Origin of the sequence: Prevotella sp. P2-180 (assembly GCF_002251435.1) — a bacterium.
In the GTDB taxonomy this organism is placed as follows: Bacteria; Bacteroidota; Bacteroidia; order Bacteroidales; family Bacteroidaceae; genus Prevotella.
Map to the genome: position 1 here is coordinate 25929 of NZ_NPJI01000002.1, position 23584 is coordinate 49512.

The window sequence follows — 23584 nt, forward strand, 5'->3', positions numbered from 1 at the left end:
TGTTTTTTTTGTTTTCGGTTGCAAAGGTACAATAAATTCTTGAAAATGCAAACATTTTTCTTGAAAAAATTACAAAAAACTTTCTTTTTGCTACTTTTTGTCTGTTTTATCTTACCTGTAACTTATTATTTTTGCAATAATATGCATTTTTTCTGTTTCTTAATACATTCTCTTAATAAAAGATATACTTATGCTTTTCTTTGCCGAACCGATATTTTTTAGTACCTTTGCGCCCGATTAATATTAATTTAATAATGTGTATGGGTTACAAGCACGGATACAACACGAAAGGTGACTATAAGTACTTCGAGGTTACAGAGGAGATGCCACTGCTTGAATATCTTCTTGCTACAGTAGGTGAGTCTCGCTCAAAGGTAAAGGCTACATTGCAAGGACGTGGCATAAAAGTGAACGGGAAATGTGTGACACAGTTTGACTTTTTGCTCAAGCCGGGCATGAAGGTTGCTGTCAGCCAGACAAAACGTAATCAGGCGGCGTTCAAAAGCAGGTATGTGAAGATAGTATATGAAGACAGATGGATAGTGGTGGTGGAGAAGAATGTAGGAATATTGTCTATGGCTGCTGGTCATTCGTCGCTGAATGTGAAAAGCGTGCTCGACGACTATTTTCATAAAAGCCGTCAGAAATGTAGGGCGCATGTTGTGCACAGGCTTGATCGTGACACAAGCGGACTGATGGTTTATGCCAAGGATATGGAGACTGAGCAGATTCTTGAACATAACTGGCACGACATCGTGTATGACAGAAGGTATGTGGCTGTGGTTAGCGGGGAAATGGAACAGGATAATGGTACGATTGCTAACTGGCTGAAAGACAACAAGGCTTATGTGACTTATTCGTCGCCTGTGGATAATGGGGGAAAGTATGCCGTTACGCATTTTTTCACTCTTGACCGCACCACTGACTATTCGCTGGTGGAATATAAGTTGGAGACGGGGCGAAAAAACCAGATTAGGGTTCATTCTGCTGATATGGGACATCCTGTATGTGGCGACGTGAAATATGGTGACGGTAACGATCCTCTTCACCGTCTCTGCCTTCATGCATTCCTCTTGTGCTTCACTCATCCTGTGACCCACGAGCGTATGGAATTTGAAACTCCCATACCTACACAGTTCAGGCAGTTGTTCAAGTAATCATGTAATCTGTTTTTTACTTTACGTTATGGAATCATTTGTATATTATATTTTTATCTTGCTCCTCGTGGTAGTGGGCTTTTTTGTGATAAAGAAAGTGGCTGGATGTCTGATAAAAACTGTTGTGACAGTGGCTGTGATTGCTGCCCTTGCCGCCATATATTACTTTTATCTAAGATAGAGGGCTTATGGCTTAATGAAAGGGAATTGGTGTCAGAGCAACAAGCCGATTGTTACTGTCAGACCATAGATGAAGATATTGCGTGCGGTTTCCCCAAGGCAAATGTTGAGGGCCTTCCCGCGGTAGATGCGTTTTATCTTTAGCCAGGTGAAACTGTGAAGAACAACGTAGATAGTAGGAAGGACGAATGCAAGAGGGTGGCCTTCTGCCCAAAACAGTAAACAGAGGGCGTAAGCTATCCATCCTGTAGCAAGATATAAACGAAGGGCAGTAGTGGCACCAAATCTCACAACGATGGTTTGTTTGCCTGATTCCCTATCGGTGTCGCGGTCGCGGAAATTGTTTACAATGAGCAATGCATCGATAGCAATGCCGCAACCGACTGAAGCCCAGAACACGGTCCAAGTGACGGTGTGGAACTGAAGGTAATATACTGTTGTAACCGGAACTATGCCGAAGAATACTAAAACCAAAATGTCGCCCATGCCCATATAAGACAGATGGGTGGTATATAGAAAACTGAATATTACGCACAAGAGTCCGATGAGTATCATTTCCAGTCCGCCAAAAAATACTAACGGCAGTCCGGTGACGCAGGCTAAGCAGGTGGTGGCTGCAATGGCATGTTTCATCCGGTCGATGCTTACCCATCCTTGTGCGCAAGCCCTACGCGGACCAAGTCGTTTTTCGGAATCATCGGTACCTTTTGCAAAGTCGAAAAAATCGTTGATGAAGTTTGCGTCAATCTGCATTATCATTGCAAAAAGAAAGCAAAGCACTGCTGCTGTCACGTTGAACGACACGAGGTCTGACGACATTGTGTCGTTATATGTAAGTGCAAGGCCAATCATTACCGGGACTGCAGCTCCAGAGAGTGTCTTGGGACGGGCGGCGAGAAGCCAGGCTTTGGGAGAATCACGTTTTACATCGTGGTGTTTTCTGATGTTATTGTCATTATCTTGCATGGTTTACTGTATTTTTGTCTTGTTTTGTTTGCAAAAGTAGAAATATTTGATTATATTTGCAAACAAATTGAGATTTTTTTTGTGTGTTAATCATAAATATTATCTTTTCTACTACATTATGCAAGGAAAAACAGCATCTCTTGATTTGGTAGAGTTTGTGGAGAAACATATTTTGCCAAAGTATCAGGACTTCGACAAGGCTCATTCCACGGGCCATGTCACGAGGGTGATACGACGTGCCTTGGAGTTGGCGCGTATTGTGGGGGCCGACATTAATATGACATACGCCATTGCGGCATACCACGATATCGGGATGTCGGGGCCAAGGGCTGTTCATCATATTACCGGTGGCAGAATTCTTGCTGCTGATGCAAGGTTGAAGAAATGGTTTTCGGCAGAACAGATAAAAATCATGAAAGAAGCTGTGGAGGATCATAGGGCATCGGCATCGCATGCACCACGTAGTGTATATGGAAGGATTGTTGCCGAGGCTGACCGTGACCTTGATCCCGAACAGGTGTTCCTGCGTGCTGTACAGTTTGGATTGTCTAACTATCCTCAGTTGGACAAGGAAAGGCAGTGGAAGAGATTTTTGGAGCATATGGAGAACAAGTATTCTGTAAATGGATACATAAAACTATGGATTCCACAGTCTGACAACGCAAGGAAACTCTCACTGCTTCGTGACACTATTTCCGACCGTGAAAGGCTACGCGATGTGTTTGACACTATCTATGATAAAGAATTGTCAGGAGAGTAGTAGTGGATAAACAAAAAAACGATGCCATCAGAAACATTGTCCTAATGGCATCGCCTATCGCAAATTATTATTATCTCTCAAATTCTCCTTCGCTTTCACTATGGAGAAATTTTCAATCCTCCTCCCACGAAAAGGCTCAGCCTCACGGCTTTGCCTACGTCTGTGTTATCCTAACAATGAATCAATCTTTTTAACTTAACTAATACCAATGTTAAAACCTAAACTAACAATCTATTACCTAACTAAAACCTAAAATCAAATAACCTAAAACTAACAATCTATTACCTAACCAAAAACATTGTCTATGAAACAAATTATCTAAATAACTAAAAACCTATTCTTACTATTGTTTGGCATTCTCATGCCCTTTTGTCTTTTGACGTTGCAAAGGTACGACTTTTTTTGTAATCTGTCAAGAGAAAATCGTCACAAAGTGTAAGAAATATCATGATAATTGATACAAGTCAATCTATTGTGTGCGAACACGGCTTGTTTTTATGCTTTTTCACAGTTTTTTATTGTGTGCGAACACAATGGCTTGTGTCATGCATATTAAGCCTATTAAAACTCTTTGTTTTCTCTCCAGAACTTAGGCGTGATGTCTATGAAGTTGTTTTTTATGTCTTTTTTATATATCCTTTGGTTTGTAGTAGGCTTGCGCAGGCTTCCTAAGTGTTTAATATAAGGCCCGAGCTTGATGTAGTCGAAGTTTTCCTTATTAATTTTATAAGGTACGCGCGCGCGACCGCTATACCATCCCACTTTTATCTCTGGATATTGTCGATGTATGAACTTTGCGAGTGTCTCCACGTATTCTGGTTCGGCGTCGCCACCCATAAAACAAATGCAAGTGATTTCGTTTTTGCATTCTTTTGCCATTTTGTCAAGGCATGCGACGGTGAGTGGCTGCCCGATGTCGTCCCAAAGGTATTGGCTATGGCAACCGGGGCAATGGCATGGGCAGTTTGCTATGTTGATTGATAGTGTCACTTCGTCAGGTATCTCCTGAAAAACGACACCCGTATTTACATATTTCAGCATATTTTTTTTGAGTTGACGAGTTGACTTCTTTAACTTCCCTAACTTCTTTAATTTCCCTTTCCTGCGAAAGTTGAGTAATATCTTCTGCTTGCTTCTTGTTGCCTTGCCTGCGAGAAGTTGCTTATTCGTTTCAGATATCCAATGATGCGTGTCATGTAGTCTACATCCTTTGATTTGCAGTGAGGACATTCCTTGAGGTATCTTTTGTCGATGTGTCCGCAGTCGTTGCAGATGGTGTTGGGAATGTTGAATGTGAAATAGTTGCAACCTTCTTTTGCGGCAATACGCAACAGTTGGCGATATTGTTGTTGTGAAAGATGTTCTTCAAGGTTCATGTGCAGAGCCGAACCGCCTGTAAGGTGTTCGATATATGGTGCGCCATGAAGCTGGAACTTGTCGATTATGCTAAGCGAGTCGTCTTCCACTATATAGAAATAGCTGTTGTAACAGTCTCGTGGAACGAAATATCCGTCTTCCCGATCCCATTTGGCATGTTTTACTCCTACGTTTTCTGCTGGTATCATCTCGCAGTTGAATAACACATCCTTTGTTCGGTACTGCTTGTTGTATTTTTCTATTATTCCAAGAATGTCTTGTACGAATTGTTTGTAGTCGGGGTTGTTTGTTATCTGAAGGCCGCAGAATTCCGCAGCCTCTACGAGTCCGTTTACTCCAATGGTGAGATATTGTCGTGATATATTGATGTATCCAGCATCGAATAGTGGCAGCATTCCGTGTTTTTGAAGCTCTTTGAGGTTTTCGTTGTATGCGAGTTGTACCTTATGACAAATGTCTACAATATCTGCAAGGTATTCCTTGTAGTCGATGTTATTGTTTACTGCATACTGTATGCAACGGTTGAGGTTGATGGTGAGTACACTTTTTGAGCCAGTAGATACACCACCGGCTCCGAGAGTATAGCTGAATCCGTTATCTTGAATCTCGTTGCGCAGTCGGCAGCAGCTTGACAAAGAGTCGGCATTGTCGCTCATGTAGGTAAAGAAGCTGTGGCCTTGGCTGTACATCTCGGCTGTAAAGTCGCCCCATTCCTGGTCTATCACGTCGCCGTCTTTGCAAAGCAGCGCCATGGTTTCAACGGGGAAGGTGAGCACGGTTTTTGTGCGTTCGGCATTAAACCATTTCATGAATCTCTTCTGTAGCCAAGACAGTCCGTCCCAGTCGGGTTTCGACCCATCGGGGAAATAGAAGTCGCCAAAGAGACTATCGAAATATGGCTTGTCGTAATATGCTATATTCCAGAACACGGCTTGGTAGTTGCGGGCGCCGGTAGGTTGGTTTATGGAGTATACTATCTGTTCAAAACAGTCGGTAATCATTTTGTCGATGGTGCGTTGTCTTAGAGAGAGGTCGACTACTTTGTCGGCTTCCTTGTAGTAATCCTTACCATATTCCTTACCAATGAAGTAGTTCAGGTACATAAGAAATTCCGGTGTGGCGCATGCTCCGCTCAACATGCTCGACACCATGAACACCATGTTTACAAATCCGCCGCAGAATGATTTTAGGTTTGTTGGTGCCGTGGAGTTGCCTCCAATGGATGTTGTTCCTCCTATCAGCCATGGGTACATGGTGATGGAAGCACAGTAATTGGCCAGTGAAGTCTCGTCGTTCTTATATATAAAGTGGTGTGTGAGCAGGTCGATGTATCTTTCAGAAAGTTCCTTGCCATACATAACCTTTATTCGGTCGGTAAGCAGTCGACGATTTAATCTTATGAAATTTGACTTTGGCAGTTCTCCAATGAGTGTTGCAATGTTTTTGTGTTCAACATTTGCATTGGCATCATATTTAGAACCTGTAGCTGCGTTGGCTGCCTCGCAGTAGTCGGTGAGAAACTTCAGCTTCTCCATTGTCTCACGGTCTTCTGTGTGTCTTTGTCTATAAAGCATGAATGATTTTGCCACTTTGTAGAATCCCTCTTTCATAAGAGCCTCTTCAACTTGGTTTTGAATGTCTTCCACCTTTATTCCTTCGTGAATGTCAAGATGGCTGATGATTTTTGAAATAAGACTTAGATCAGCCTGTACTTCAACGCTTTGGAATGCTTTTACAATAGCATTCATGATTTTGTCGAGTGAGAATCTGTCTTGCGATCCATCTCTTTTTGTAATAGTAAAACTCTTAAATTCCATATTGCGGTTGCTTGTTTTGGGAAACTTTTTTAAATTTTTACTGATTAAAGTTTTCCGTTTTGGAAAACTGTTGTTTGACTTTTAGTGATTATATTTTCTAATATTGAAAATCTAACCGGTTGCAAAGGTACTATAAATTCTCAAAACTGAGAAATTTTATGATTATTATTCTCTAAATAAATATTAATTTTAGAGAAATATTAATCCCCAAACCTCATGTATGTTTGTTGAGGTTTGGGGATTTTTTTTATGTCGCCTTTTTTTGGGGGTATAATGTGCGTTGTATTTTTGTGGCGTGCTATTTCTTTTTTGTAGCTTTCTTATGACGCAGTTTAGGTATTTTTATTTTAGTACCTTCTTTCAGGGGTTCGTTTTCGGTTACGCCATTTAATACTTCTATGTAGCAAGACATTCCGGGCCCTAATAGTGCTTTGGCTATTTTTCCTACTGTTTGTCCTTCGCGTACTATGATATATTTGTCGATACCTACGATGACGTATGCTCCTGTTCTTACTCGTGCGTCCATGGTGTCGTATTTCGAGAAGTTGTCGTCGTTGTTGTCTTCTTTTGTCTTATTGTTTTCTTTCGGTTGATTATTTGTGGTTGTGTCAGTCTTATTGTCTTTTGCCGTTTGTTTAGTTGTGTCGTTCTTTGTTTTTTCGGCTTCTTTGGTAGCTTTAGCCTCTTCAGCCAATCTTTTCGTCCTCAATTCTTCGTTTTGTTTATCGAGATATGTTGAGTATTTTGATATTTGCGAAGTCTTTTCCTGATGTCTTCCCTCTTCTATTCCGTACAGATAGCCTATATAGGCTGAGGCTGCCATGAGTAAAAGGCATGAAGCTATTGATAAGAGAATTGTTGTAAAGTTATGGCTATTCTCTTCTTTGTCAAAGTCTTCAATTGGATCCTCGGCGGGTTCCTCAATCTGTTTCTCGGCGGGTTCCTCAATCTGTTTCTCGGTGGGTTCCTCAATCAGTTCCTCGGCGGGTTCCTCAATCTGTTTCTCGGCGGGTTCCTCAATCTGTTTCTCGGAAGATTCCTCAATCAGTTTCTCGGCAGTTTCCTTGGTAGATGTCTCGGCAAGCTCTTTGGTAGGTGATATGGTTTTTTGGTTTCTTACCACATCATCGTTGTTGGAGCTTTCTTGGGGAGTGATGTCATGAACTTCCTCTTTCCCCTCCTCTTTTTTTTCCTCTTCTTCTTGTATTATCTCCTGTAATTCTTCTTGAGGTTCTTCTTGTTTGTCAATGTTTTCGTTGATGTTTGAAAGTTTGTCAATGTCAGAGAAGTCGACACCATCGTTGAGTACTACTGTTTCAAACTGTGCGAAAGGTCTGTTTACCATTTCCTTCATCACACTGTCGGGAGTGAATGTAATTTTTTGATGTCCATTTATGAGAACCCTTTCTCCCGTGTTTACGTTTACGCTTTCCCTTGGATCAACGTCAATGATTTTGAAAGTGCCGAAACCTTTGATTTTTACTAATTTATCGGTTTCGAGTCCTTCTTTCACTATGTCGAATATTGCGGTGACAAACTTTAATGCTTCATCGTTTGAAATTCCGTTTTTCTTTACCAGTATAGTGGCCAATTGCGTAATTGAGTATTTGCCCATGACTATTTGTTTCCTCCTTTCTTCACTTTATCTTTCCATATGGCTGCCGGTTTGAAGTTCAGTACGAGTTTAGGAGGTACGAGCATTCTCTGTTGCGTAGAAGGGTTGACCATGATGCGTTCCAGTTTCTTTTTTATGTCGAAAGTTCCGAAGCCAGGTATAGTGACACAATTACCCTCTTGGAAACCGTCGCTCATTTTGTCAATGACGTTGGTCACCATGCGTTGAGTGTCTGATGCTGTATAGCCCATTCGTACAGACAATCGTTGTATGAAATCCTTGTTGTTCACGTCTCTTTAATATTTTGTGTATACACACATCTATTCAACTTTGGCATAGAGGTCGAATTCTTCAGAGTCTGTTATGGTAGCATCTACCATTTGTCCTGTTCTTAATTTCTTTTCACCAACAGGAATGAGCACTTCAGGGTCGACTTCCGGTGAGCTGTATTCTGTTCTTCCCACGTAGTAGTTGCCTTCTTTTCTGTCAATTACAACCTTCATTGTTTTTCCCACTTTTTCCGCTTCCAGTTCAGCGCTTATTCTCTGTTGCAGTGCCATGAGTTTGTCGAGTCGTGCCTGTTTAATTTCCTCAGGTACGTTGTCTTCATATTTTTCGGCAGAGAATGTTCCCTCTTCTTCTGAGTAAGCGAATGCTCCCATTCTTTCAAATCTTACTTTTCGTGTAAACTCCATGAGTTCTTCGAAGTCTTCCTCTGTTTCCCCCGGGAATCCAACCATGAGAGTTGTTCTGAGATGTATTCCCGGCACTTCTTTCCTTATTCTTTCTATCAGGTTGTAGGTTTCTTCTTTTGTTACGTGTCGGTGCATTCTCTGTAGCATGTTGTCAGAGATGTGTTGTAGTGCAATGTCGAGATATTTGCAAACGTTAGTTTTCTCTCTCATCACTTTCAGCAAGTCCCACGGGAAGTGAGTAGGGTAGGCGTAGTGCAGTCTTATCCATTTTACTCCTTTTATGTCGGCCATTTTCGACACGAGTTCCGCAATATGTTGTTTTCCGTCGATGTCTATTCCGTAGTATGTGAGTTCTTGTGCAATGATTTGAAATTCTCTTGTGCCTTTTTCCGCGAGTTGTCTCACCTCTTCTAAAATTTCGTCCATGGGTCTGCTTACGTGTTTTCCTGTAATGATAGGAATGGCACAATATGCGCAGTTACGGTTGCATCCCTCGCTGATTTTTATGTATGCGTAATGTTTTGGAGTTGTGAGTCGTCTTGGTCCGTCGCAAGTCTTTGCCTCTCCGTTTCCGAGGTCGAAAAGAAGTTGTTTGTAGTTGAACTTTCCGTAGTATTTGTCTACTTGCGGTATTTCCTGTTCCAGTTCTTTTTGGTATCTTTGCGACAGGCATCCCATAACAAAGAGTTTTTTCAATCTTCCTTCCTCTTTTGCCTGGGCGAGTTCGAGTATAGTGTTGATGCTTTCCTCTTTGGCGTCTTGTATGAATCCGCAAGTGTTTACCACGGCAATATCCCCTTGTGGGTTTTTGCTGTCATGTACGCAGTGGTATCCGTTTGCTTCAAAGAGTCCCATAAGAGTCTCGCTGTCAACGAGATTCTTTGAGCATCCCATAGTTATTATGTCTATTGTGTTTTTTTTCATTCAGTTGTTATTCTTCGCGCATTACGGCTGATTGTGTCATTTTTTGAACAGAGAGTCAACAAATTGAGCCTTGTTGAAGAGTTGCAGGTCTTCCATCTTCTCTCCCAGTCCGATGTATTTCACTGGAACTTTTAGTTGGTCGCTAATTCCAATTACCACTCCTCCCTTTGCTGTTCCGTCAAGTTTTGTGATAGCCAGTGACGTGATTTGTGTTACGGCGGCAAACTGTTTAGCCTGTTCAAAAGCATTTTGTCCTGTACTTCCGTCGAGTACGAGTAGCACTTCGTCAGGCGCCTCTGGCAGTACTTTTTTCATCACGTCCTTTATTTTCTTCAGTTCGTTCATCAGTCCCACCTTGTTGTGTAGTCTTCCCGCTGTGTCGATAATTACCACGTCGGCATTGTTTGCCTTTGCGCTGCTGAGAGTGTCGAAGGTGACAGAGGCCGGGTCGCTTCCCATCTGTTGTTTAATGACAGGTACTCCCACTCGTTCGCCCCAGATGCAAATTTGGTCAACTGCAGCAGCTCTGAAGGTGTCAGCTGCACCGAGATAGACTTTTTTTCCTGCGTTTTTGAATTGGTATGCCAGTTTTCCGATGGTCGTAGTCTTTCCTACTCCGTTTACTCCTACGACGAGTATGACGTATGGCTTGTGGTCAGTAGGCAGTTCCCAATTATCGTTGTCTTCAGTATTGTTTTCCGACAAAAGCGCGGCGATTTCCTGACGTAGTATTGAGTTGAGTTCAGAAGTGCTTACGTATTTGTCTCTTGCCACTCTATTCTCTATTCTTTCAATAATTTTTAGTGTGGTGTCAACTCCCACGTCGCTTGTTATCAATACTTCTTCGAGGTTGTCGAGCACTTCGTCGTCAACCTTAGATTTTCCTGCCACGGCGCGTGCCAGTTTATCGAAGACGCTAGTCTTAGTTTTCTCCAAACCCTTGTCAAGAGTTTCCTTTTTGTTTTTGTTGAAAAATCCGAATATACCCATGATTGTATAATTTGACTGCAAACTTACTAATTTTTTTTTATATTCCAGCAGATTTTCTGAAAAAAGTGATAATTATGATGTTGAAAAGTTGTATATGCTAAGAAAGAGCCCATAATAATTGAAAAAATATAGGGCTACAACCACAAGAGTGATTGTAGCCCTACTAAATAATTATTATCGGATTCTATTAGTTCTTGAAGAAATCCTTAACGGCCTCATTAGGAACCATACGTTCATCAAAAATGTAAGCGCCAGTCTTTGGACTCTTAACCATCTTTATTACTTTTGAGTAAGCGCGACCATCCTTTTTACCTTCGCGGAGGGTAGCGACGACTTTCTTTGCCATGTGTCTAAGTGCTTAAAAAGTATTATTATTTGATTTCCTTATGAAGTGTCATCTTTTTCAAGATGGGGTTGTACTTCATGAGTTCCATTCTCTCAGGAGTGTTTTTACGATTTTTTGTCGTAATATAACGGCTTGTGCCTGGCATGCCGCTATTTTTCATTTCTGTGCACTCCAGGATAACCTGTACTCTGTTGCCTTTTGCTTTCTTTGCCATCGTTGTTACTCTCCTATCACTTTAATGTCCTTCCAGTCAACGAAGCCTTTGGCAACAGCCTGCTTAAGAGCGGCATCGAGACCAACTTTATTAATCATACGCAGACCAGCGGCGCTGATCTTCAAGCTAATCCAGCAGTCCTCCTCTACATAGAAGAACTTCTTGCTGAAAAGGTTGACGTCAAAGCTGCGCTTTGTGCGGTGCTTTGAGTGAGACACATTACAACCTATCTGTGCCTTCTTTCCCGTAATCTGACAAATCTTCGACATTTCTATCTAAGTTTTTTGTTTTCTTTTTTATAACTTATTCCAAACAGGGTGCAAATTTAGTGACTTTTTTTGATATATGCAAATATTAGCCATTAAAATTCAACTTTTTAAGGAATATTTTGATTTTTCGAGCTCTATAACATACTATTAGTGGGCTTTTTAGCCTTCAAATGGTTGTTTTGTGCTTTCTTCTTCATTTAGTAGTTCGCAAAACATTTGCATTGCTTTGTTGGTGGCGATAGAGAGGTTGATGTCTCGTCCGTAATCTTCTGTCAGTTTCATCGTGATCACCTTGTCGGGAGTGCCGCAGGCGAGCCAGATTGTTCCTACGGGTATTTCTTTTGTTCCTCCACCAGGGCCGGCAAATCCTGTTGATGCTATTGCATAGTCGGTGTCAAGTGTCTTGCAAGCGCCTTTTACCATTGCTATTGCTACTTCTTCGCACACTGCGGTTTTTTCTTCCATAAGCAGCATGTCGACACCGAGGAGCTTGTTTTTCACTTCTTCGGTATAGGACACTATTCCTCCCTTAAAGTATTTTGATGCTCCTGGAATGGCTATGAGTGCCTCTGCTATTCTTCCGCCGGTACAGCTTTCAGCTGTTCCTACTGTTTTTTCCATTTCCCAGAGTTTCTGGCTTACTTCTCTGCTGATGATTTTGCTTTCAAAGTCCATCTTTTAATTTTTGAATTTGTTTATTATATTTTTGGAGTCAAGGAGTTAAGACAAATGTCTTTCCTCACTCAAAAGTCGTCTTGGCGAAGGCTGGGGCTTCTATGCTACAGAACTCCTTGTTCAGATACTTGTAATAACCGGTAATGCCTATCATTGCTGCATTGTCGGTGGTGTAGCTGAATTTTGGTATGTAAATATTCCATCCGTAGCGTATGGCATGGTCGTGAAAAGCATTGCGTAGTCCGTTGTTGGCACTTACTCCTCCTGCCACTGCTACATGTTTTATACCAGTGAGTTTCACAGCCTTTCGTAGTTTTTTCATCAGTATGTCAACGATGGTCCATTCGAGACTTGCAGCTATGTCTTCCTTGTTTTTCTCTATGAAGTCTGGGTCTTCTGCCACCCACTCGCGCAATGAGTAGAGAAAAGACGTCTTTAGCCCGCTGAAGCTGTAGTTCAGGTCTGCTATCTGTGGTTCGGCAAATTTAAATCTCTTTGGGTTGCCTTGGCGTGCCAGTCGGTCTATAATGGGGCCTCCAGGGTATCCCAATCCCATCACTTTCGAACATTTGTCGATGGCTTCTCCCGCCGCATCGTCAATGGTTTGTCCTATCACTTCCATCTTGTTGTATGCCTCTACCTTGACTATTTGTGAGTTTCCTCCGCTTACGAGAAGGCAGAGGAAGGGTAGGGGAGGTGCCGAAGTGTCATCGTCGCTTTCCTTTATGAAGTGTGCCATGACGTGACCTTGCAGGTGGTTGACATCTATAAGCGGAATTCCGAGGGCTCTTGCAAATCCCTTTGCGAAACTCACTCCCACGAGAAGTGAGCCCATCAGACCTGGACCACGTGTGAATGCTACTGCTGAGAGCTGTTCTTTTTCAATGCCTGCTTTCTTTATGGCTTGGTCCACCACAGGCACTACGTTTTGCTGATGTGCCCTTGATGCCAATTCGGGCACAACACCGCCGTATGCCTCGTGTACAGCCTGGCTTGCTGTTACGTTGCTCAGGAGAACTCCGTCGCGCAACACGGCTGCAGATGTGTCGTCGCAGCTGCTTTCTATTGCAAGAATGTATATATTCTTTTTCTCTTCCATTACCTTATTATATATTAAACTCAAGTTTCGCATGTCTGTGACATGCTGTCACTCTCTCTTATTAGCCAACCAACGGTCAGGAGTCGAACGTAAAGGCGTCAATGGCTCAATATTTCCAGTCCGTGTTCGGTCATGAGGAATGTGTGTTCCCATTGTGCGCTGGGCAGTTCGTCGCCAGTGATAACCTCCCAGCCATATTTGTCGTCAGCGTCGATAAATACTTTCCATGTGCCTTGGTTTATCATAGGCTCAATAGTGAATACCATTCCAGGAACGAGAAGCATTCCCTGCCCTCTGTGTCCGTAGTGCGCCACTTCTGGTTCTTCGTGGAATTGGATTCCCACTCCATGTCCGCATAGGTCGCGTACAATGCCGTAGTGGTATCTCTCTACATGTTTTTGTATGGCGTGTCCTATGTCTCCCACAAATCCGTATGGTTTAGCGGCTTCGGCTCCAATTTCCAGACATTCTTTAGCCACTCTTACGAGTTGTTCTTTCTCAGGGGTAGTCTTTCCCATGATAAACATTCTCGAAGCATCTGCGTAATATCCGTCGAGTATAGTTGTAAAGTCAACGTTTATGATGTCACCTTCCTTAAGTATATCTTCCTTTTTGGGTATACCGTGGCACACCACCTCGTTGATACTGGTGCATACGCTCATGGGGAATCCTTCATATCCCAAGCATGCAGGTGTAGCACCTTGTTCCTCGCAGTATTTTCTGCATATTTCGTCAATTTCCAGTGTCGACATTCCGATATGTATCTGTCGCGCCACCTCGTCGAGCACTCCAGTGTTTACGACACCGCTTTTGCGTATTCCTTCAATCTGTTCTGGTGTTTTTATCAGGTCTCTGGTAGGCACCAGCTTACCTTTGTTTTCCCAGTACAAAATTTTCTTGTCCATTTCTGTAGGCTCTTGCCCTTTTAGCAGATGCCATCTTCTTTTTTTTCCAAACATAATTAATGATTGTATAATATCGCGTGCAAAGTTACACCAAATAAGAGACAATACAAAATAAAAAGTCAAAAAACTTTCTTTTTTTTCTCGTTTTAAAGTGCAAGTGACTCCTTCTGCAAAGTATATTCCTTAAGAAAAAGTATTGGAAAAGACATAAAAAATGCCCCAGAATACAGTAATCACTACTCTTTCTGGGGCTCATTACCTTAAAAAGACACCTATTGAAATTGATATTTTGTATTTTTCTACCTCACATTTATTCCTTGCACCACATGTTGTAGTGCCGTGGCTTTTTTGAGACACGATAAAGTAGACTTTTCATATATTAAATAGATATTTTGTAATATGTCTGCTTTTAGGCGGTGCAAAGATAATACAATTATTTGAAATCCAAACAGTTTGTGCCACTTTTTTAGAAAAAATAACATAAAACCATATTTCCTTCTCCCTTTTGTTTCGTAAATCACGAAAAACTAAGCCATTATGGTGTCGAACATCATCATCAGTACAAAACCTGTAGCAAATCCTATTGTGCTCAAATTGGTATGAGTGCCGCTTGATGCTTCGGGTATGAGTTCCTCGACAACAACGTAAAGCATGGCTCCCGCTGCAAAGGAGAGCATGTATGGTAATAGTGGTATTGAAGCGGTTGACAAAAGTATTACGGCTATAGCTCCTATAGGCTGTATGGCACCGCTGAGACAGCCTAACGTAAACGATTTCCATCTGCTTTTTCCTGCGGCTCTCATTGGTATTGAAACGATGGCACCTTCCGGCACGTTTTGTATGGCAATGCCTGCTGCTACTATAAGTGCGCTCATTGATGTGATTCCTGTCTCTGCATGCTCAGCTCCTGCCAGTACCACCCCCACAGCCATGCCTTCCGGCAGGTGGTGTATTGACACGGCAAGTAGCAGCATGGTGGTGCGAGAGAGCCTTGAACGTGGTCCTTCGGGCTTTGTTGTGCCGAAATGAAGGTGGGGCGTTATAATGTCTATAAGCAGCAAAAAGCCAATGCCGAGCATAAAGCCTAATGCAGATGGTACTGTTGCCCATTTTCCCAAGTCGTCGCACATCTCTATAGATGGAAGCAGTAGCGACCATACAGCAGCAGCCATCATTACGCCAGCAGCAAACCCGAAGAGTGTTTTCTGCAGCAGTTCAGACATTTGATGTCGTGTAAAAAAAACGATGGCAGAGCCAAGTATTATGCCTGCCATCGGTATTAGTAGTCCAGTGATGATCATTTTTTTGCTTCTTCCATTGTTCCTTCAACGTATAGCCTAGTCATCTCAATGGCGCCATTTGTTCTTACGGTTATAGACTTCTTGAAATGTCCAGGAAATTTGCCTGCTCCGTTGTATGTCACCTTTATCTGTCCCTTCTCGCCGGGCTTGATGGGTGTTTTAGGATATTCTGGCACCGTGCATCCGCAACTCGCAATAGCTTGGTTGATGACGAGTGGCAGTGTACCAACGTTAGTGAAGTTGAAGACACATGTCACCTTGGGTGATGAATCAGGGAATGTTCCGAAGTCGTGTGTCAACTTTTCAAACCTTATTTCAGCTTGCGACTTCTCTGCCGTTTGTGCAAATGTAATCATGGAACATAATACCATGACAGTCAAAAATAGTATTTTCTTCATCATATAATTTGAGATTAAACCATATTTGCGTACAAAGTTACGTCAAATTATATATATATCAAAACAAACACTCTGATATTTTTGTTTTTTTAATTATTTTTTGTGGTGAAAGGGTATAAAAAATCGCCAATGGTCGAAACCGACTGGCGATTTAGGTTTTAATAAACTTGGAGTAGTGGATAGGGGAATCGAACCCCTATGCCAAGATTGAGAATCTTGTATCCTAACCATTAGATGAATCCACCAAAAAAATTGTTGCTGATTTTGCATTTTAGGTAGTGGATAGGGGAATCGAACCCCTATGCCAAGATTGAGAATCTTGTATCCTAACCATTAGATGAATCCACCTTTTCGAGACTGCTGCGGAAGCTGGGGGATTCGAACCCCCGGTACGATAAACTCGCACGGCAGTTTAGCAAACTGCTGGTTTCAGCCACTCACCCAAACTTCCTTTTCCGGTGTTTACCGCAGCACTTTCTCTCAAATGCGGTGCAAAGGTACTAATTATTTTTTAGTCTACCAAATGTTTTTTGCTTTTTTTTTTGCAAAATAGCGAAAAAAGCGCATTTTGTCAGTTGTTTTTTACCACTACCACATTCTTAAGCGACTTGTCGAGGTAGTAAGTGTCGCACATTTCCTCTTTTCCTATCATATAGTTTACTCTCAGCATATACAACATTGTAGGGTTGTCGGTATTGGCGTATGTTATTCCTTTTTTATATCGTCCGTTGGTTTCGGTTGCTTTTCTGATAGCTACTATTACTGAGTCTTTTATCTTTGAGGTAGAGTCAAGACGGCTGAATCCTGTAATTCTCATTTCTTCAGGCTTTGTGATATGGTTTTCAAGAAAATCGCTCACTGCTTGTTCCGCATCGCTTTGTCTTGGATTACATGCCACCAGCGTCAGGGCTACACCTATTATTATATATATGGATTTCATTTTTTTAGCATTTTGGGGAGTTAAGAAGTGAGGAAAGGTTTTTATTCCTCACTTCTGAAAAATTATTTCTTTGGAATCTCCTTAAGCACTGCCAGCAGGTGATCCCATACCATTTGCACTGAAGGAATATGAATTCTTTCCTCAGGAGTGTGGACGAAACGGAGGGTCGGGCCGAAAGACACCATGTCGAGGTTCGGGTATCGCTCAGAGAAGAGTCCGCATTCCAGTCCGGCATGAATACCGCGCACGATAGGCTCTTTGCCAAACAGTCTTGTGTAGCAGTCTACCACTGCCTTTGTGAGCTTGCTGTTTGGGTTCATCTTCCATGCCGGGTAACCGTCGTTCTGCTCCACCTTGGCTCCTGCCAACTCAAATAGCGCCTTGACGGTGTTGCACTGGTTGTCGAGGTTGCTCATCACGTTGCTGCGTTGTGAGCTCACCACTTTTATCTCGTTTTCTTCAGTGACGATGCTTGCAATGTTGCTCGATGTCTCTACCATGCTAGCCAAGGCCTCGTCCTGACACATGGCAAACACTCCATTGTCCACGGCCTGCAGGGCGCGTACAAACCTTGCGGTGTCGCTTGCCGTTATCACCTTTTGTGCGTCGGTGCTTTGCATCTGGGCCACTATCTGTGTGTCGCTCACGTGGAATTCCTCCTCCACCTGGCTAATGAACACGTTCCAGTCCACTCTTACTGTTTCCTTTTCAGCCGAAGGCACAGCTATTACGAATCTTCCGTCGCGAGGAATGGCATTGTGCATCTTTCCTGAGTTAAACTGAGCCAGCATCACAGGCATCTTCTGCATTTCGTTGTAGAGGAAACGTGCTAGAATCTTGATGGCGTTGCCACGTTTCTTGTCGATGTCATCGCCTGAGTGTCCACCGGTGAGTCCCTTTATCGAGCCTTCTATGAAGAAGAAACCTTCAGGAGCAGCCTCTCGTGTTACGTAGAACGTGGCGAATGTGGAGCGTCCGCCGGCGCAGCTCACGAATATCTGACCCTCGTCCTCGCTGTCGAGGTTGATAAGCATGTCACCGGTCATGAATCCGGCTTCCATACCGCTTGCACCTGTGAGCTGTGTTTCCTCATCGCGTGTGAACACACACTCCAGTGGTCCGTGCTCTATGTCGTTGCTGTCGAGTATAGCGAGTTCCATGGCGCAGCCGATGCCGTCGTCGGCACCAAGAGTAGTTCCTTTTGCAGTCAGCCACTCTCCATCGACATAAGTCTGTATTGGGTCGTTGTCAAAGTCAAAATCCACGTCAACGAGTTTGTCACACACCATGTCCATGTGACTCTGCAGTATCACTGTTTTTCTGTCTTCATATCCAGGAGTTGCAGGTTTTCTGATGATGACGTTTCCTGTTTTGTCAACCTTTGTGTCAAGGTTATGGCTTTCGCCCCAGTTTTTCAGGTACTCGATCATCTTTTCTTCTCGCTTTGAAGGACGCGGAATTTCATTAATTCTGGCAAAGTGTTCGAACACACATGCCGGTTTTAAATTACTTTTATTCATAATTTTGTTATTTTTATAGGTTATATGTCCTTATTTTAATTTATTTGTATTACCTTTGCGGCGCAAAAGCACTGCAAAAGTAATAAATATGTTTGAAATATTGTTATGTAGCGCGTTAATAATTGCTATAAGTATGGCATTTTTATGCGTAAAACTGGTTTTCCGGCGAGATGGCCGCTTTTCGTCGCAACATATTCACGATAGTGAGGCGATGAGACAGCGTGGCATCCATTGTGTAATGGACCAAGATCGAGAGTTGAGAACGAAAAGGAAAACTGCGGTGAGCGAATCTTGATAATTATAATCATACAATTCTGAATTATGACAAAGACATTGAGAAGGGCTTCATTGTGCATCCATTCTGGATATGAACCCAAAAATGGTGAGCCTATAGAATTGCCCATCATACAGAGTACCACTTTTAAGTATGACAATAGCGACGAGATGGCGTTGTTGTTTGACCTAAAGAAAGACGGATATTTTTATACCCGATTAGCCAATCCTACCAACGATGCCGTGGCAAGGAAGATTGCCGCCCTCGAAGGCGGTGTGGGCGCTGTGCTTACATCCTCTGGCCAAGCTGCAAATTTCTATGCGGTGTTCAATATCTGTGAGTCGGGCGACCATATCGTGTCTTCAAGCGAAATCTACGGAGGCACGTTCAACCTCTTCGGCGTAACAATGAAGAAACTTGGTATCGAGTGTACGTTCATCAGCCCCGAGGCATCGGAAGAAGAGATACAGGCTGCTTTTCGTCCTAACACCAAGGCTCTTTTTGGAGAAACTATATCAAATCCGGGATGCAAAGTGCTCGATATAGAGAAGTTCGCACGCATTGCCCATGCTAATGGCGTGCCACTCATTGTTGACAATACTTTTGCAACACCCATCAACTGCCGGCCCTTTGAGTGGGGATGTGATATCGTTACACATTCCACTACAAAATATATGGACGGTCATGCCACACAGGTGGGAGGTTGCGTAGTGGACAGTGGTAACTTCGACTGGTTTGCACATGCGGAGAAATTCCCTGGACTATGCACACCCGACGAATCATATCATGGACTTACCTATGCAGATGCTTTCGGAAAGATGGGATATACCACAAAGCTCGTGGCACAGCTCATGCGCGATCTTGGCTCTATACCCGCTCCGCAGAACTCTTTCCTGCTGAATCTCGGTCTTGAGACTCTTGCCTTGCGCATGGAACGCCATTGCAGCAACGCTCAGCGTGTGGCACAGTTCCTTCACGACGACCCGCATGTGGCATGGATAGATTATCCTGGACTGGACGACGATAAATGCCACGCCCTGGCTGAGAAATACCTGCCCAACGGCAGTTGTGGCGTGATGGCGTTCGGACTGAAGGGCGACCGCGATACAGCCATCCGCTTCATGGACTCGCTGAAGATGATAAACATCGTCACCCATGTGGCTGACCTCCGCACTTGTGTGCTACATCCAGCAAGCCATACCCACCGCCAGCTCTCAGACGAACAACTAAGAGAAGCCGGAGTGGCTTCTGACCTCATACGCCTATCTGTAGGTATAGAAGATGTGGAAGACATAATCGACGACCTGAAGCAGGCGATGGGAAATTAAAAATTAAAAAATTAAAAATTAAAAAAAAAGATAAAACAATGAACAAAAAGAACATTTTCCGTACACTAAGCGTTGCAGCTTTTTCGGCTGTGATGTTCACATCTTGTAACAATTCAGCTCCTAAGATGGACGAGAAGCAAGACGCTGCACAGCCAGCAGGTACAACAGACATGAAAATCGCTTTCGTGGAAGTTGATTCCATTATGTCGCAGTATAAGTTTTGCAAAGAATATTCCATCGAACTTCAAAAGAAGAGCAACAATGCACGTAATACATTGTCTGCAAAAGAAAAACAACTTCAGACAGCAGCGGCAAACTTCCAGCAGAAACTCCAAAATAATGGCTTCAGCAGCCGACAGGAGGCCGAGAGCGTACAGGCTGCAATCCAACGTCAGGGACAGGCTCTTCAGGAACTGCAGAATCGTCTGGGCTCTGAGCTCGACACCGAGACTGCCAAGTTTAACGCAGCTCTTCGCGACTCTATACAGAACTTCCTCAAGGATTATAACAAGACAAAGAAGTACGATCTCATTATCTCAAAGGCTGGCGACAACATTCTCTATGCCGACAAGCGTCACGACATTACCATGGACGTCATCAATGGCTTGAACAATAGATATAAGGCAAAGGTAGAGAAGAAGTGAAGGTAGAAGGAAGAGGGTAGACTCTTTCCTCATCCCTCTTCCCTCCTTTAAAATACTATCTAACAAAAACTATAATATTATGAACAAAAAACTATTCGTTACAATCTTCTTGGGGTGTATGGCAGCCGGACAACTTTCGGCTCAGAAAGCCATGGCTTGGAACACACCCGAACTTAATCAGCAAAACCGAGAACAACGACGCGCCAACTTCTTCGCCTACGAAAACGAAACGCTGGCACAGAAAGGCGACAAGGCGGCTTCCAAACGCTACATGTCGATGGAAGGCATGTGGAAATTCAATTTCGTAAAAAACTATTACGACCGACCAGTAGACTTCTTCAAACTACAATACGACGACTCAAAATGGGTGGACTTCCCTGTGCCGGGATTGTTTGAAATCAATGGATATGGCGACAAGATATATCGTAACGTAGGTTACTCATGGGCAACCACATTCAAAAGTGACCCACCATACATCGGAGAACAGGACAACTACACAGGATCCTACCGCAGGGAATTTACATTACCCGAATCGTGGGCAGGACAGGACGTGTTCTTCCATGTAGGATCTGCCACCAGCAACCTCACTCTTTGGGTGAACGGAAAGTATGTGGGCTACAGTGAGGACTCTAAGATAGCCGCCGAATTCAACATCACAAAATACTTGAAAAAAGGCAAAAACCTCATTGCCATGCAGGTAATGCGCTGGTGCGACGGCTCTTATCTCGAAGACCAGGACTTCTGGCGATTCACTGGCATTGCACGTGAGGTGTATCTCTACAGCCGTCCGAAGACTCGCGTGGCTGACCTCGTGATAAACGCCGATCTTGAAAACTCTTATCGCGACGGACGCCTCACATACGACGTGAAGCTACAGGGAAAGAAAGCTAACCTGAAAGTGACTCTCAAGGACGCAACAGGAAATACGGTGGCATCCTCAGCCTCTACGGCGGCAAAGGGAGTTCTTGAAGTGAAAAACGTAAAGCCATGGTCGGCGGAAACACCTTATCTCTACACTCTCGACATCGTGCTTGCCAACGGGGAAAACACCGTGGAAGCTATATCAAAGAAGGTGGGATTCAGAAAAGTGGAGATAAAAGGCGGACAAATGCTTGTCAACGGACAACCTGTACTCATCAAGGGTGCCGACCGACACGAACTCGACCCGGACTTTGGATATGTGGTAAGCATAGAGCGAATGGTTCAGGACATAAAGATTATGAAGCAGCTGAACATCAATGCTGTCAGAACATGTCACTATCCCGACGACCCTCGCTGGTATGACCTTTGCGACCAGTATGGACTATATGTCACTGCCGAAGCAAACATTGAATCACATGGAATGGGCTATGATGACAAGACCTTGGCAAAGAACCCGCGCTTTGAACTCGCCCACCTCGAACGCAACCAGGCCAACGTTCTCACCTTGCGCAACCATCCTTCAATCATCGTATGGAGTCTTGGCAACGAAGCTGGCTACGGCATTAACTTCGAAAAGGCTTACGACTGGGTTAAGGCCACCGACGCCACACGCCCATGCCAGTATGAACAGGCAAGACAGAACGGAAAGACAGACATCTTCTGCCCAATGTACTACGACTACAACGGATGTGAGAAATACTCAAAAGGCGACAACCCACGACCACTCATACAGTGTGAATACGCTCACGCCATGGGTAACTCCATGGGAGGTTTTAAGGAGTACTGGGACCTCGTGAGAAAATATCCAAAATACCAGGGTGGATATATTTGGGACTTTGTCGACCAAGGCTTGCGAGACAAGAGCCCCATCACCGGACGTACCATCTTCACTTACGGAGGCGACTACGGACGCTATCCTGCCAGCGACTATAACTTCAACTGCAACGGCATCATCGCTCCCGACCGCCGACTTAACCCGCATGCCCACGAGGTGGCTTATTATTATCAGAACCTTTGGATAGAAAACGTGGACATAGCCTCTGGCAAGTTTACTATATACAACGAAAACTTCTTCCGCAATACCGACTATGCCGTGCTCGATATATCGGTGGAGGTAAACGGAAAGCCACATTTCGCCATGACACAGCAGAACATAGACGGCATAGCACCACAGCAGCGCAAGACTTTCACACTGTCTAAACTGGCAGAAAAAGTGAAGCAGCTCATGGCAGAAAATCCCGATGCAGATGTCACCGTGGCATTCTACTTCAAGTCGAAGAACGGCGAGCCGCTTGTGGATAAAAACCAAACACTTGCAAAATATCAGCATGTGGCACAAGAATACAAGTTTGCCGACCTCTCAGCTACTGTTGACGGACAACAGCCCACACTCACCGAGACGGAGGCTTACATAAAGATGGAAGCAGCAGGCATGACAGTGACTATTGGCAAGTGGACAGGATGGATAGACTATCTCGATGTAAACGGAAAGGAAATGCTTATAGACCGTGAGTCGGTGACTCCTGAGTTTTGGCGAGCTCCTACCGACAACGACTATGGAGCACAACTCCAACGTAGGTTCGCCGCATGGAAAGAGCCAGGCTTTAAGGTGAAGAATATCAGCCACCTGACAGAAGGTAACAACCTTGTAGTGAAGGTAGAACTGACAATGGATAATGTGAAAGGTGGACTCGAAATGAAATACATTCTGCGTCCCGATGGCACACTCATAGTAGAGGAAAATTTCAATGCCGATAAGAATGAAAAAGGCCCGGAGATGTTCCGCTTTGGTATGCAGCTGCAGATGCCGGAACGTTTCAACCATATAGAATATCTTGGTCGAGGCCCAGTGGAAACTTATGCCGACCGAAAGACAAGCGAGTTTATCGGCTTATACAATGCCGACGTGAAAGACGAGTACTTCGAGTATATACGTCCGCAGGAAAGCGGCAACCATACCGATATCCGTACTTTCTCGGTGGTAGACAAGGCAACAGGCGAAGGACTCACATTCTATAGCGAGGCACCAATGGAGTGCTCGGCACTCAACTATCTCGTTGAAGACCTCGACGATGGCATGCACAAGGATAAGAAATGGGGACGTCATAGCGGCGACCTCACCCCAAGAAAACTCACCCAAGTACATGTGCAGAAGCGTCAGATAGGTCTCGCTTGTGTCAACAGCTGGGGCGCATGGCCTCTCGAGCAGTATCGTCTTCCATATAAGGACTACAAGTTCCGCTTTGCAGTGAAGGCGTATAAGTAATAA

23 protein-coding genes and 3 tRNA genes are annotated in these 23584 nt (G+C 43.8%); 6 read left to right on the forward strand and 20 right to left on the reverse strand.

All coding sequences use genetic code 11. From position 1 onward, the window contains the following. The first annotated feature begins 260 nt into the window (after window positions 1-260). Window positions 261-1157, forward strand: a complete 897-nt coding sequence (locus CIK98_RS00145) for an RluA family pseudouridine synthase (protein ID WP_094382283.1) — start codon at window positions 261-263, stop codon at window positions 1155-1157. Window positions 1158-1185: 28 nt separating this feature from the next. Next, window positions 1186-1338: a hypothetical protein gene (locus CIK98_RS17810; protein ID WP_172409750.1), complete on the forward strand. Its 153-nt coding sequence runs from the start codon at window positions 1186-1188 to the stop codon at window positions 1336-1338. A 32-nt stretch (window positions 1339-1370) separates the two neighbouring features. Here CIK98_RS17810 and menA read toward each other — a convergent pair whose 3' ends face one another. Further along, the gene (menA, locus tag CIK98_RS00150; protein WP_094382284.1) at window positions 1371-2303 is read right to left on the reverse strand and encodes a 1,4-dihydroxy-2-naphthoate octaprenyltransferase; all 933 of its coding nucleotides are present in this window, start codon (window positions 2301-2303) and stop codon (window positions 1371-1373) included. Between the two features lie 118 nt (window positions 2304-2421). Here menA and CIK98_RS00155 point away from each other — a divergent pair, with 118 nt between their 5' ends. Further along, window positions 2422-3063 (forward strand): HD domain-containing protein, encoded by a 642-nt coding sequence (locus CIK98_RS00155; protein ID WP_094382285.1) that lies wholly within the window; start codon window positions 2422-2424, stop codon window positions 3061-3063. A 561-nt stretch (window positions 3064-3624) separates the two neighbouring features. On the opposite strand, the gene nrdG is transcribed toward CIK98_RS00155, so the two are convergent. From nrdG to CIK98_RS00250, 19 genes are all read right to left on the reverse strand, one after another. Beyond that, the gene (nrdG, locus tag CIK98_RS00160; RefSeq protein WP_094382286.1) at window positions 3625-4104 is read right to left on the reverse strand and encodes an anaerobic ribonucleoside-triphosphate reductase activating protein; all 480 of its coding nucleotides are present in this window, start codon (window positions 4102-4104) and stop codon (window positions 3625-3627) included. 47 nt (window positions 4105-4151) lie between these two features. Then, the gene (gene nrdD, locus CIK98_RS00165) at window positions 4152-6257 is read right to left on the reverse strand and encodes an anaerobic ribonucleoside-triphosphate reductase (protein ID WP_094382287.1); all 2106 of its coding nucleotides are present in this window, start codon (window positions 6255-6257) and stop codon (window positions 4152-4154) included. 298 nt (window positions 6258-6555) lie between these two features. After that, a complete protein-coding gene (locus tag CIK98_RS00170) occupies window positions 6556-7872 on the reverse strand; it encodes an HU family DNA-binding protein (RefSeq protein WP_094382288.1) in 1317 nt (438 codons plus the stop codon). 2 nt (window positions 7873-7874) lie between these two features. Then, the gene (locus CIK98_RS00175; protein ID WP_094382289.1) at window positions 7875-8162 is read right to left on the reverse strand and encodes an HU family DNA-binding protein; all 288 of its coding nucleotides are present in this window, start codon (window positions 8160-8162) and stop codon (window positions 7875-7877) included. A 30-nt stretch (window positions 8163-8192) separates the two neighbouring features. Next, entirely contained in the window at window positions 8193-9491 is a 1299-nt protein-coding gene (gene rimO, locus CIK98_RS00180; protein WP_094382290.1) for a 30S ribosomal protein S12 methylthiotransferase RimO, read from the reverse strand. A 36-nt stretch (window positions 9492-9527) separates the two neighbouring features. After that, window positions 9528-10481 (reverse strand): signal recognition particle-docking protein FtsY, encoded by a 954-nt coding sequence (ftsY, locus tag CIK98_RS00185; protein ID WP_094382291.1) that lies wholly within the window; start codon window positions 10479-10481, stop codon window positions 9528-9530. A gap of 187 nt (window positions 10482-10668) precedes the next feature. Then, window positions 10669-10827, reverse strand: coding sequence for a DUF4295 domain-containing protein (locus CIK98_RS00190; RefSeq protein WP_094382292.1), 159 nt, complete (start codon window positions 10825-10827; stop codon window positions 10669-10671). Between the two features lie 25 nt (window positions 10828-10852). Continuing rightward, on the reverse strand, window positions 10853-11041 hold the full coding sequence (gene rpmG, locus CIK98_RS00195; protein WP_091823359.1) for a 50S ribosomal protein L33: 189 nt from the start codon (window positions 11039-11041) through the stop codon (window positions 10853-10855). Window positions 11042-11046: 5 nt separating this feature from the next. Then, the gene (rpmB, locus tag CIK98_RS00200) at window positions 11047-11310 is read right to left on the reverse strand and encodes a 50S ribosomal protein L28 (RefSeq protein WP_094382293.1); all 264 of its coding nucleotides are present in this window, start codon (window positions 11308-11310) and stop codon (window positions 11047-11049) included. A 159-nt stretch (window positions 11311-11469) separates the two neighbouring features. Then, window positions 11470-11985, reverse strand: coding sequence for a CinA family protein (locus CIK98_RS00205; RefSeq protein WP_094382294.1), 516 nt, complete (start codon window positions 11983-11985; stop codon window positions 11470-11472). A 64-nt stretch (window positions 11986-12049) separates the two neighbouring features. Continuing rightward, window positions 12050-13084: a tRNA (adenosine(37)-N6)-threonylcarbamoyltransferase complex transferase subunit TsaD gene (gene tsaD / locus CIK98_RS00210; protein WP_094382295.1), complete on the reverse strand. Its 1035-nt coding sequence runs from the start codon at window positions 13082-13084 to the stop codon at window positions 12050-12052. Between the two features lie 98 nt (window positions 13085-13182). Continuing rightward, window positions 13183-14043 (reverse strand): type I methionyl aminopeptidase, encoded by an 861-nt coding sequence (gene map / locus CIK98_RS00215; protein ID WP_371683230.1) that lies wholly within the window; start codon window positions 14041-14043, stop codon window positions 13183-13185. A 473-nt stretch (window positions 14044-14516) separates the two neighbouring features. Next, on the reverse strand, window positions 14517-15290 hold the full coding sequence (locus tag CIK98_RS00220; protein WP_094382296.1) for a ZIP family metal transporter: 774 nt from the start codon (window positions 15288-15290) through the stop codon (window positions 14517-14519). Then, a complete protein-coding gene (locus tag CIK98_RS00225) occupies window positions 15287-15688 on the reverse strand; it encodes a DUF1573 domain-containing protein (protein WP_094382346.1) in 402 nt (133 codons plus the stop codon). Before CIK98_RS00225 ends, CIK98_RS00220 begins: the two co-directional genes overlap by 4 nt. Window positions 15689-15861: 173 nt before the next feature. Beyond that, window positions 15862-15933: transfer RNA gene (locus CIK98_RS00230), tRNA-Glu, on the reverse strand. A 31-nt stretch (window positions 15934-15964) separates the two neighbouring features. Further along, window positions 15965-16036: transfer RNA gene (locus CIK98_RS00235), tRNA-Glu, on the reverse strand. 15 nt (window positions 16037-16051) lie between these two features. Beyond that, window positions 16052-16139: transfer RNA gene (locus tag CIK98_RS00240), tRNA-Ser, on the reverse strand. A 120-nt stretch (window positions 16140-16259) separates the two neighbouring features. Next, window positions 16260-16628 (reverse strand): hypothetical protein, encoded by a 369-nt coding sequence (locus tag CIK98_RS00245; protein WP_094382297.1) that lies wholly within the window; start codon window positions 16626-16628, stop codon window positions 16260-16262. 62 nt (window positions 16629-16690) lie between these two features. After that, the gene (locus CIK98_RS00250) at window positions 16691-18148 is read right to left on the reverse strand and encodes an aminoacyl-histidine dipeptidase (RefSeq protein ID WP_094382298.1); all 1458 of its coding nucleotides are present in this window, start codon (window positions 18146-18148) and stop codon (window positions 16691-16693) included. Between the two features lie 321 nt (window positions 18149-18469). Between CIK98_RS00250 and CIK98_RS00260 the strand changes: the two genes are divergently transcribed. The 3 genes from CIK98_RS00260 to CIK98_RS00270 all read left to right on the forward strand — a co-directional run bounded on the left by CIK98_RS00260 (window position 18470) and on the right by CIK98_RS00270 (window position 23581). Beyond that, window positions 18470-19750: an O-acetylhomoserine aminocarboxypropyltransferase/cysteine synthase family protein gene (locus CIK98_RS00260; protein WP_094382300.1), complete on the forward strand. Its 1281-nt coding sequence runs from the start codon at window positions 18470-18472 to the stop codon at window positions 19748-19750. 38 nt (window positions 19751-19788) lie between these two features. Continuing rightward, window positions 19789-20394 carry an OmpH family outer membrane protein gene (locus CIK98_RS00265; RefSeq protein ID WP_094382301.1) on the forward strand — a complete coding sequence of 202 codons (606 nt, stop codon included), beginning with the start codon at window positions 19789-19791 and terminating at the stop codon, window positions 20392-20394. Window positions 20395-20473: 79 nt separating this feature from the next. Continuing rightward, on the forward strand, window positions 20474-23581 hold the full coding sequence (locus tag CIK98_RS00270) for a glycoside hydrolase family 2 TIM barrel-domain containing protein (protein ID WP_094382302.1): 3108 nt from the start codon (window positions 20474-20476) through the stop codon (window positions 23579-23581). Window positions 23582-23584 lie beyond the last annotated feature (3 nt).

Bases quoted from the DNA above. Each gene is read 5' to 3' on its own strand.
- CIK98_RS00245 (WP_094382297.1), bottom strand. From the start codon at position 16,628: ATGAAATCCATATATATAATAATAGGTGTAGCCCTGACGCTGGTGGCA.
- ftsY (WP_094382291.1), bottom strand. From the start codon at position 10,481: ATGGGTATATTCGGATTTTTCAACAAAAACAAAAAGGAAACTCTTGAC.
- rpmB (WP_094382293.1), bottom strand. From the start codon at position 11,310: ATGTCGAAGATTTGTCAGATTACGGGAAAGAAGGCACAGATAGGTTGT.
- CIK98_RS00260 (WP_094382300.1), top strand. From the start codon at position 18,470: ATGACAAAGACATTGAGAAGGGCTTCATTGTGCATCCATTCTGGATAT.
- CIK98_RS00205 (WP_094382294.1), bottom strand. From the start codon at position 11,985: ATGGACTTTGAAAGCAAAATCATCAGCAGAGAAGTAAGCCAGAAACTC.
- nrdG (WP_094382286.1), bottom strand. From the start codon at position 4,104: ATGCTGAAATATGTAAATACGGGTGTCGTTTTTCAGGAGATACCTGAC.
- CIK98_RS00155 (WP_094382285.1), top strand. From the start codon at position 2,422: ATGCAAGGAAAAACAGCATCTCTTGATTTGGTAGAGTTTGTGGAGAAA.
- CIK98_RS00265 (WP_094382301.1), top strand. From the start codon at position 19,789: ATGAACAAAAAGAACATTTTCCGTACACTAAGCGTTGCAGCTTTTTCG.
- nrdD (WP_094382287.1), bottom strand. From the start codon at position 6,257: ATGGAATTTAAGAGTTTTACTATTACAAAAAGAGATGGATCGCAAGAC.
- CIK98_RS00190 (WP_094382292.1), bottom strand. From the start codon at position 10,827: ATGGCAAAGAAAGTCGTCGCTACCCTCCGCGAAGGTAAAAAGGATGGT.
- CIK98_RS00225 (WP_094382346.1), bottom strand. From the start codon at position 15,688: ATGAAGAAAATACTATTTTTGACTGTCATGGTATTATGTTCCATGATT.
- rimO (WP_094382290.1), bottom strand. From the start codon at position 9,491: ATGAAAAAAAACACAATAGACATAATAACTATGGGATGCTCAAAGAAT.
- CIK98_RS00145 (WP_094382283.1), top strand. From the start codon at position 261: ATGGGTTACAAGCACGGATACAACACGAAAGGTGACTATAAGTACTTC.
- CIK98_RS00270 (WP_094382302.1), top strand. From the start codon at position 20,474: ATGAACAAAAAACTATTCGTTACAATCTTCTTGGGGTGTATGGCAGCC.
- rpmG (WP_091823359.1), bottom strand. From the start codon at position 11,041: ATGGCAAAGAAAGCAAAAGGCAACAGAGTACAGGTTATCCTGGAGTGC.
- CIK98_RS00250 (WP_094382298.1), bottom strand. From the start codon at position 18,148: ATGAATAAAAGTAATTTAAAACCGGCATGTGTGTTCGAACACTTTGCC.
- CIK98_RS00170 (WP_094382288.1), bottom strand. From the start codon at position 7,872: ATGGGCAAATACTCAATTACGCAATTGGCCACTATACTGGTAAAGAAA.
- map (WP_371683230.1), bottom strand. From the start codon at position 14,043: ATGTTTGGAAAAAAAAGAAGATGGCATCTGCTAAAAGGGCAAGAGCCT.
- menA (WP_094382284.1), bottom strand. From the start codon at position 2,303: ATGCAAGATAATGACAATAACATCAGAAAACACCACGATGTAAAACGT.
- tsaD (WP_094382295.1), bottom strand. From the start codon at position 13,084: ATGGAAGAGAAAAAGAATATATACATTCTTGCAATAGAAAGCAGCTGC.
- CIK98_RS17810 (WP_172409750.1), top strand. From the start codon at position 1,186: ATGGAATCATTTGTATATTATATTTTTATCTTGCTCCTCGTGGTAGTG.
- CIK98_RS00220 (WP_094382296.1), bottom strand. From the start codon at position 15,290: ATGATCATCACTGGACTACTAATACCGATGGCAGGCATAATACTTGGC.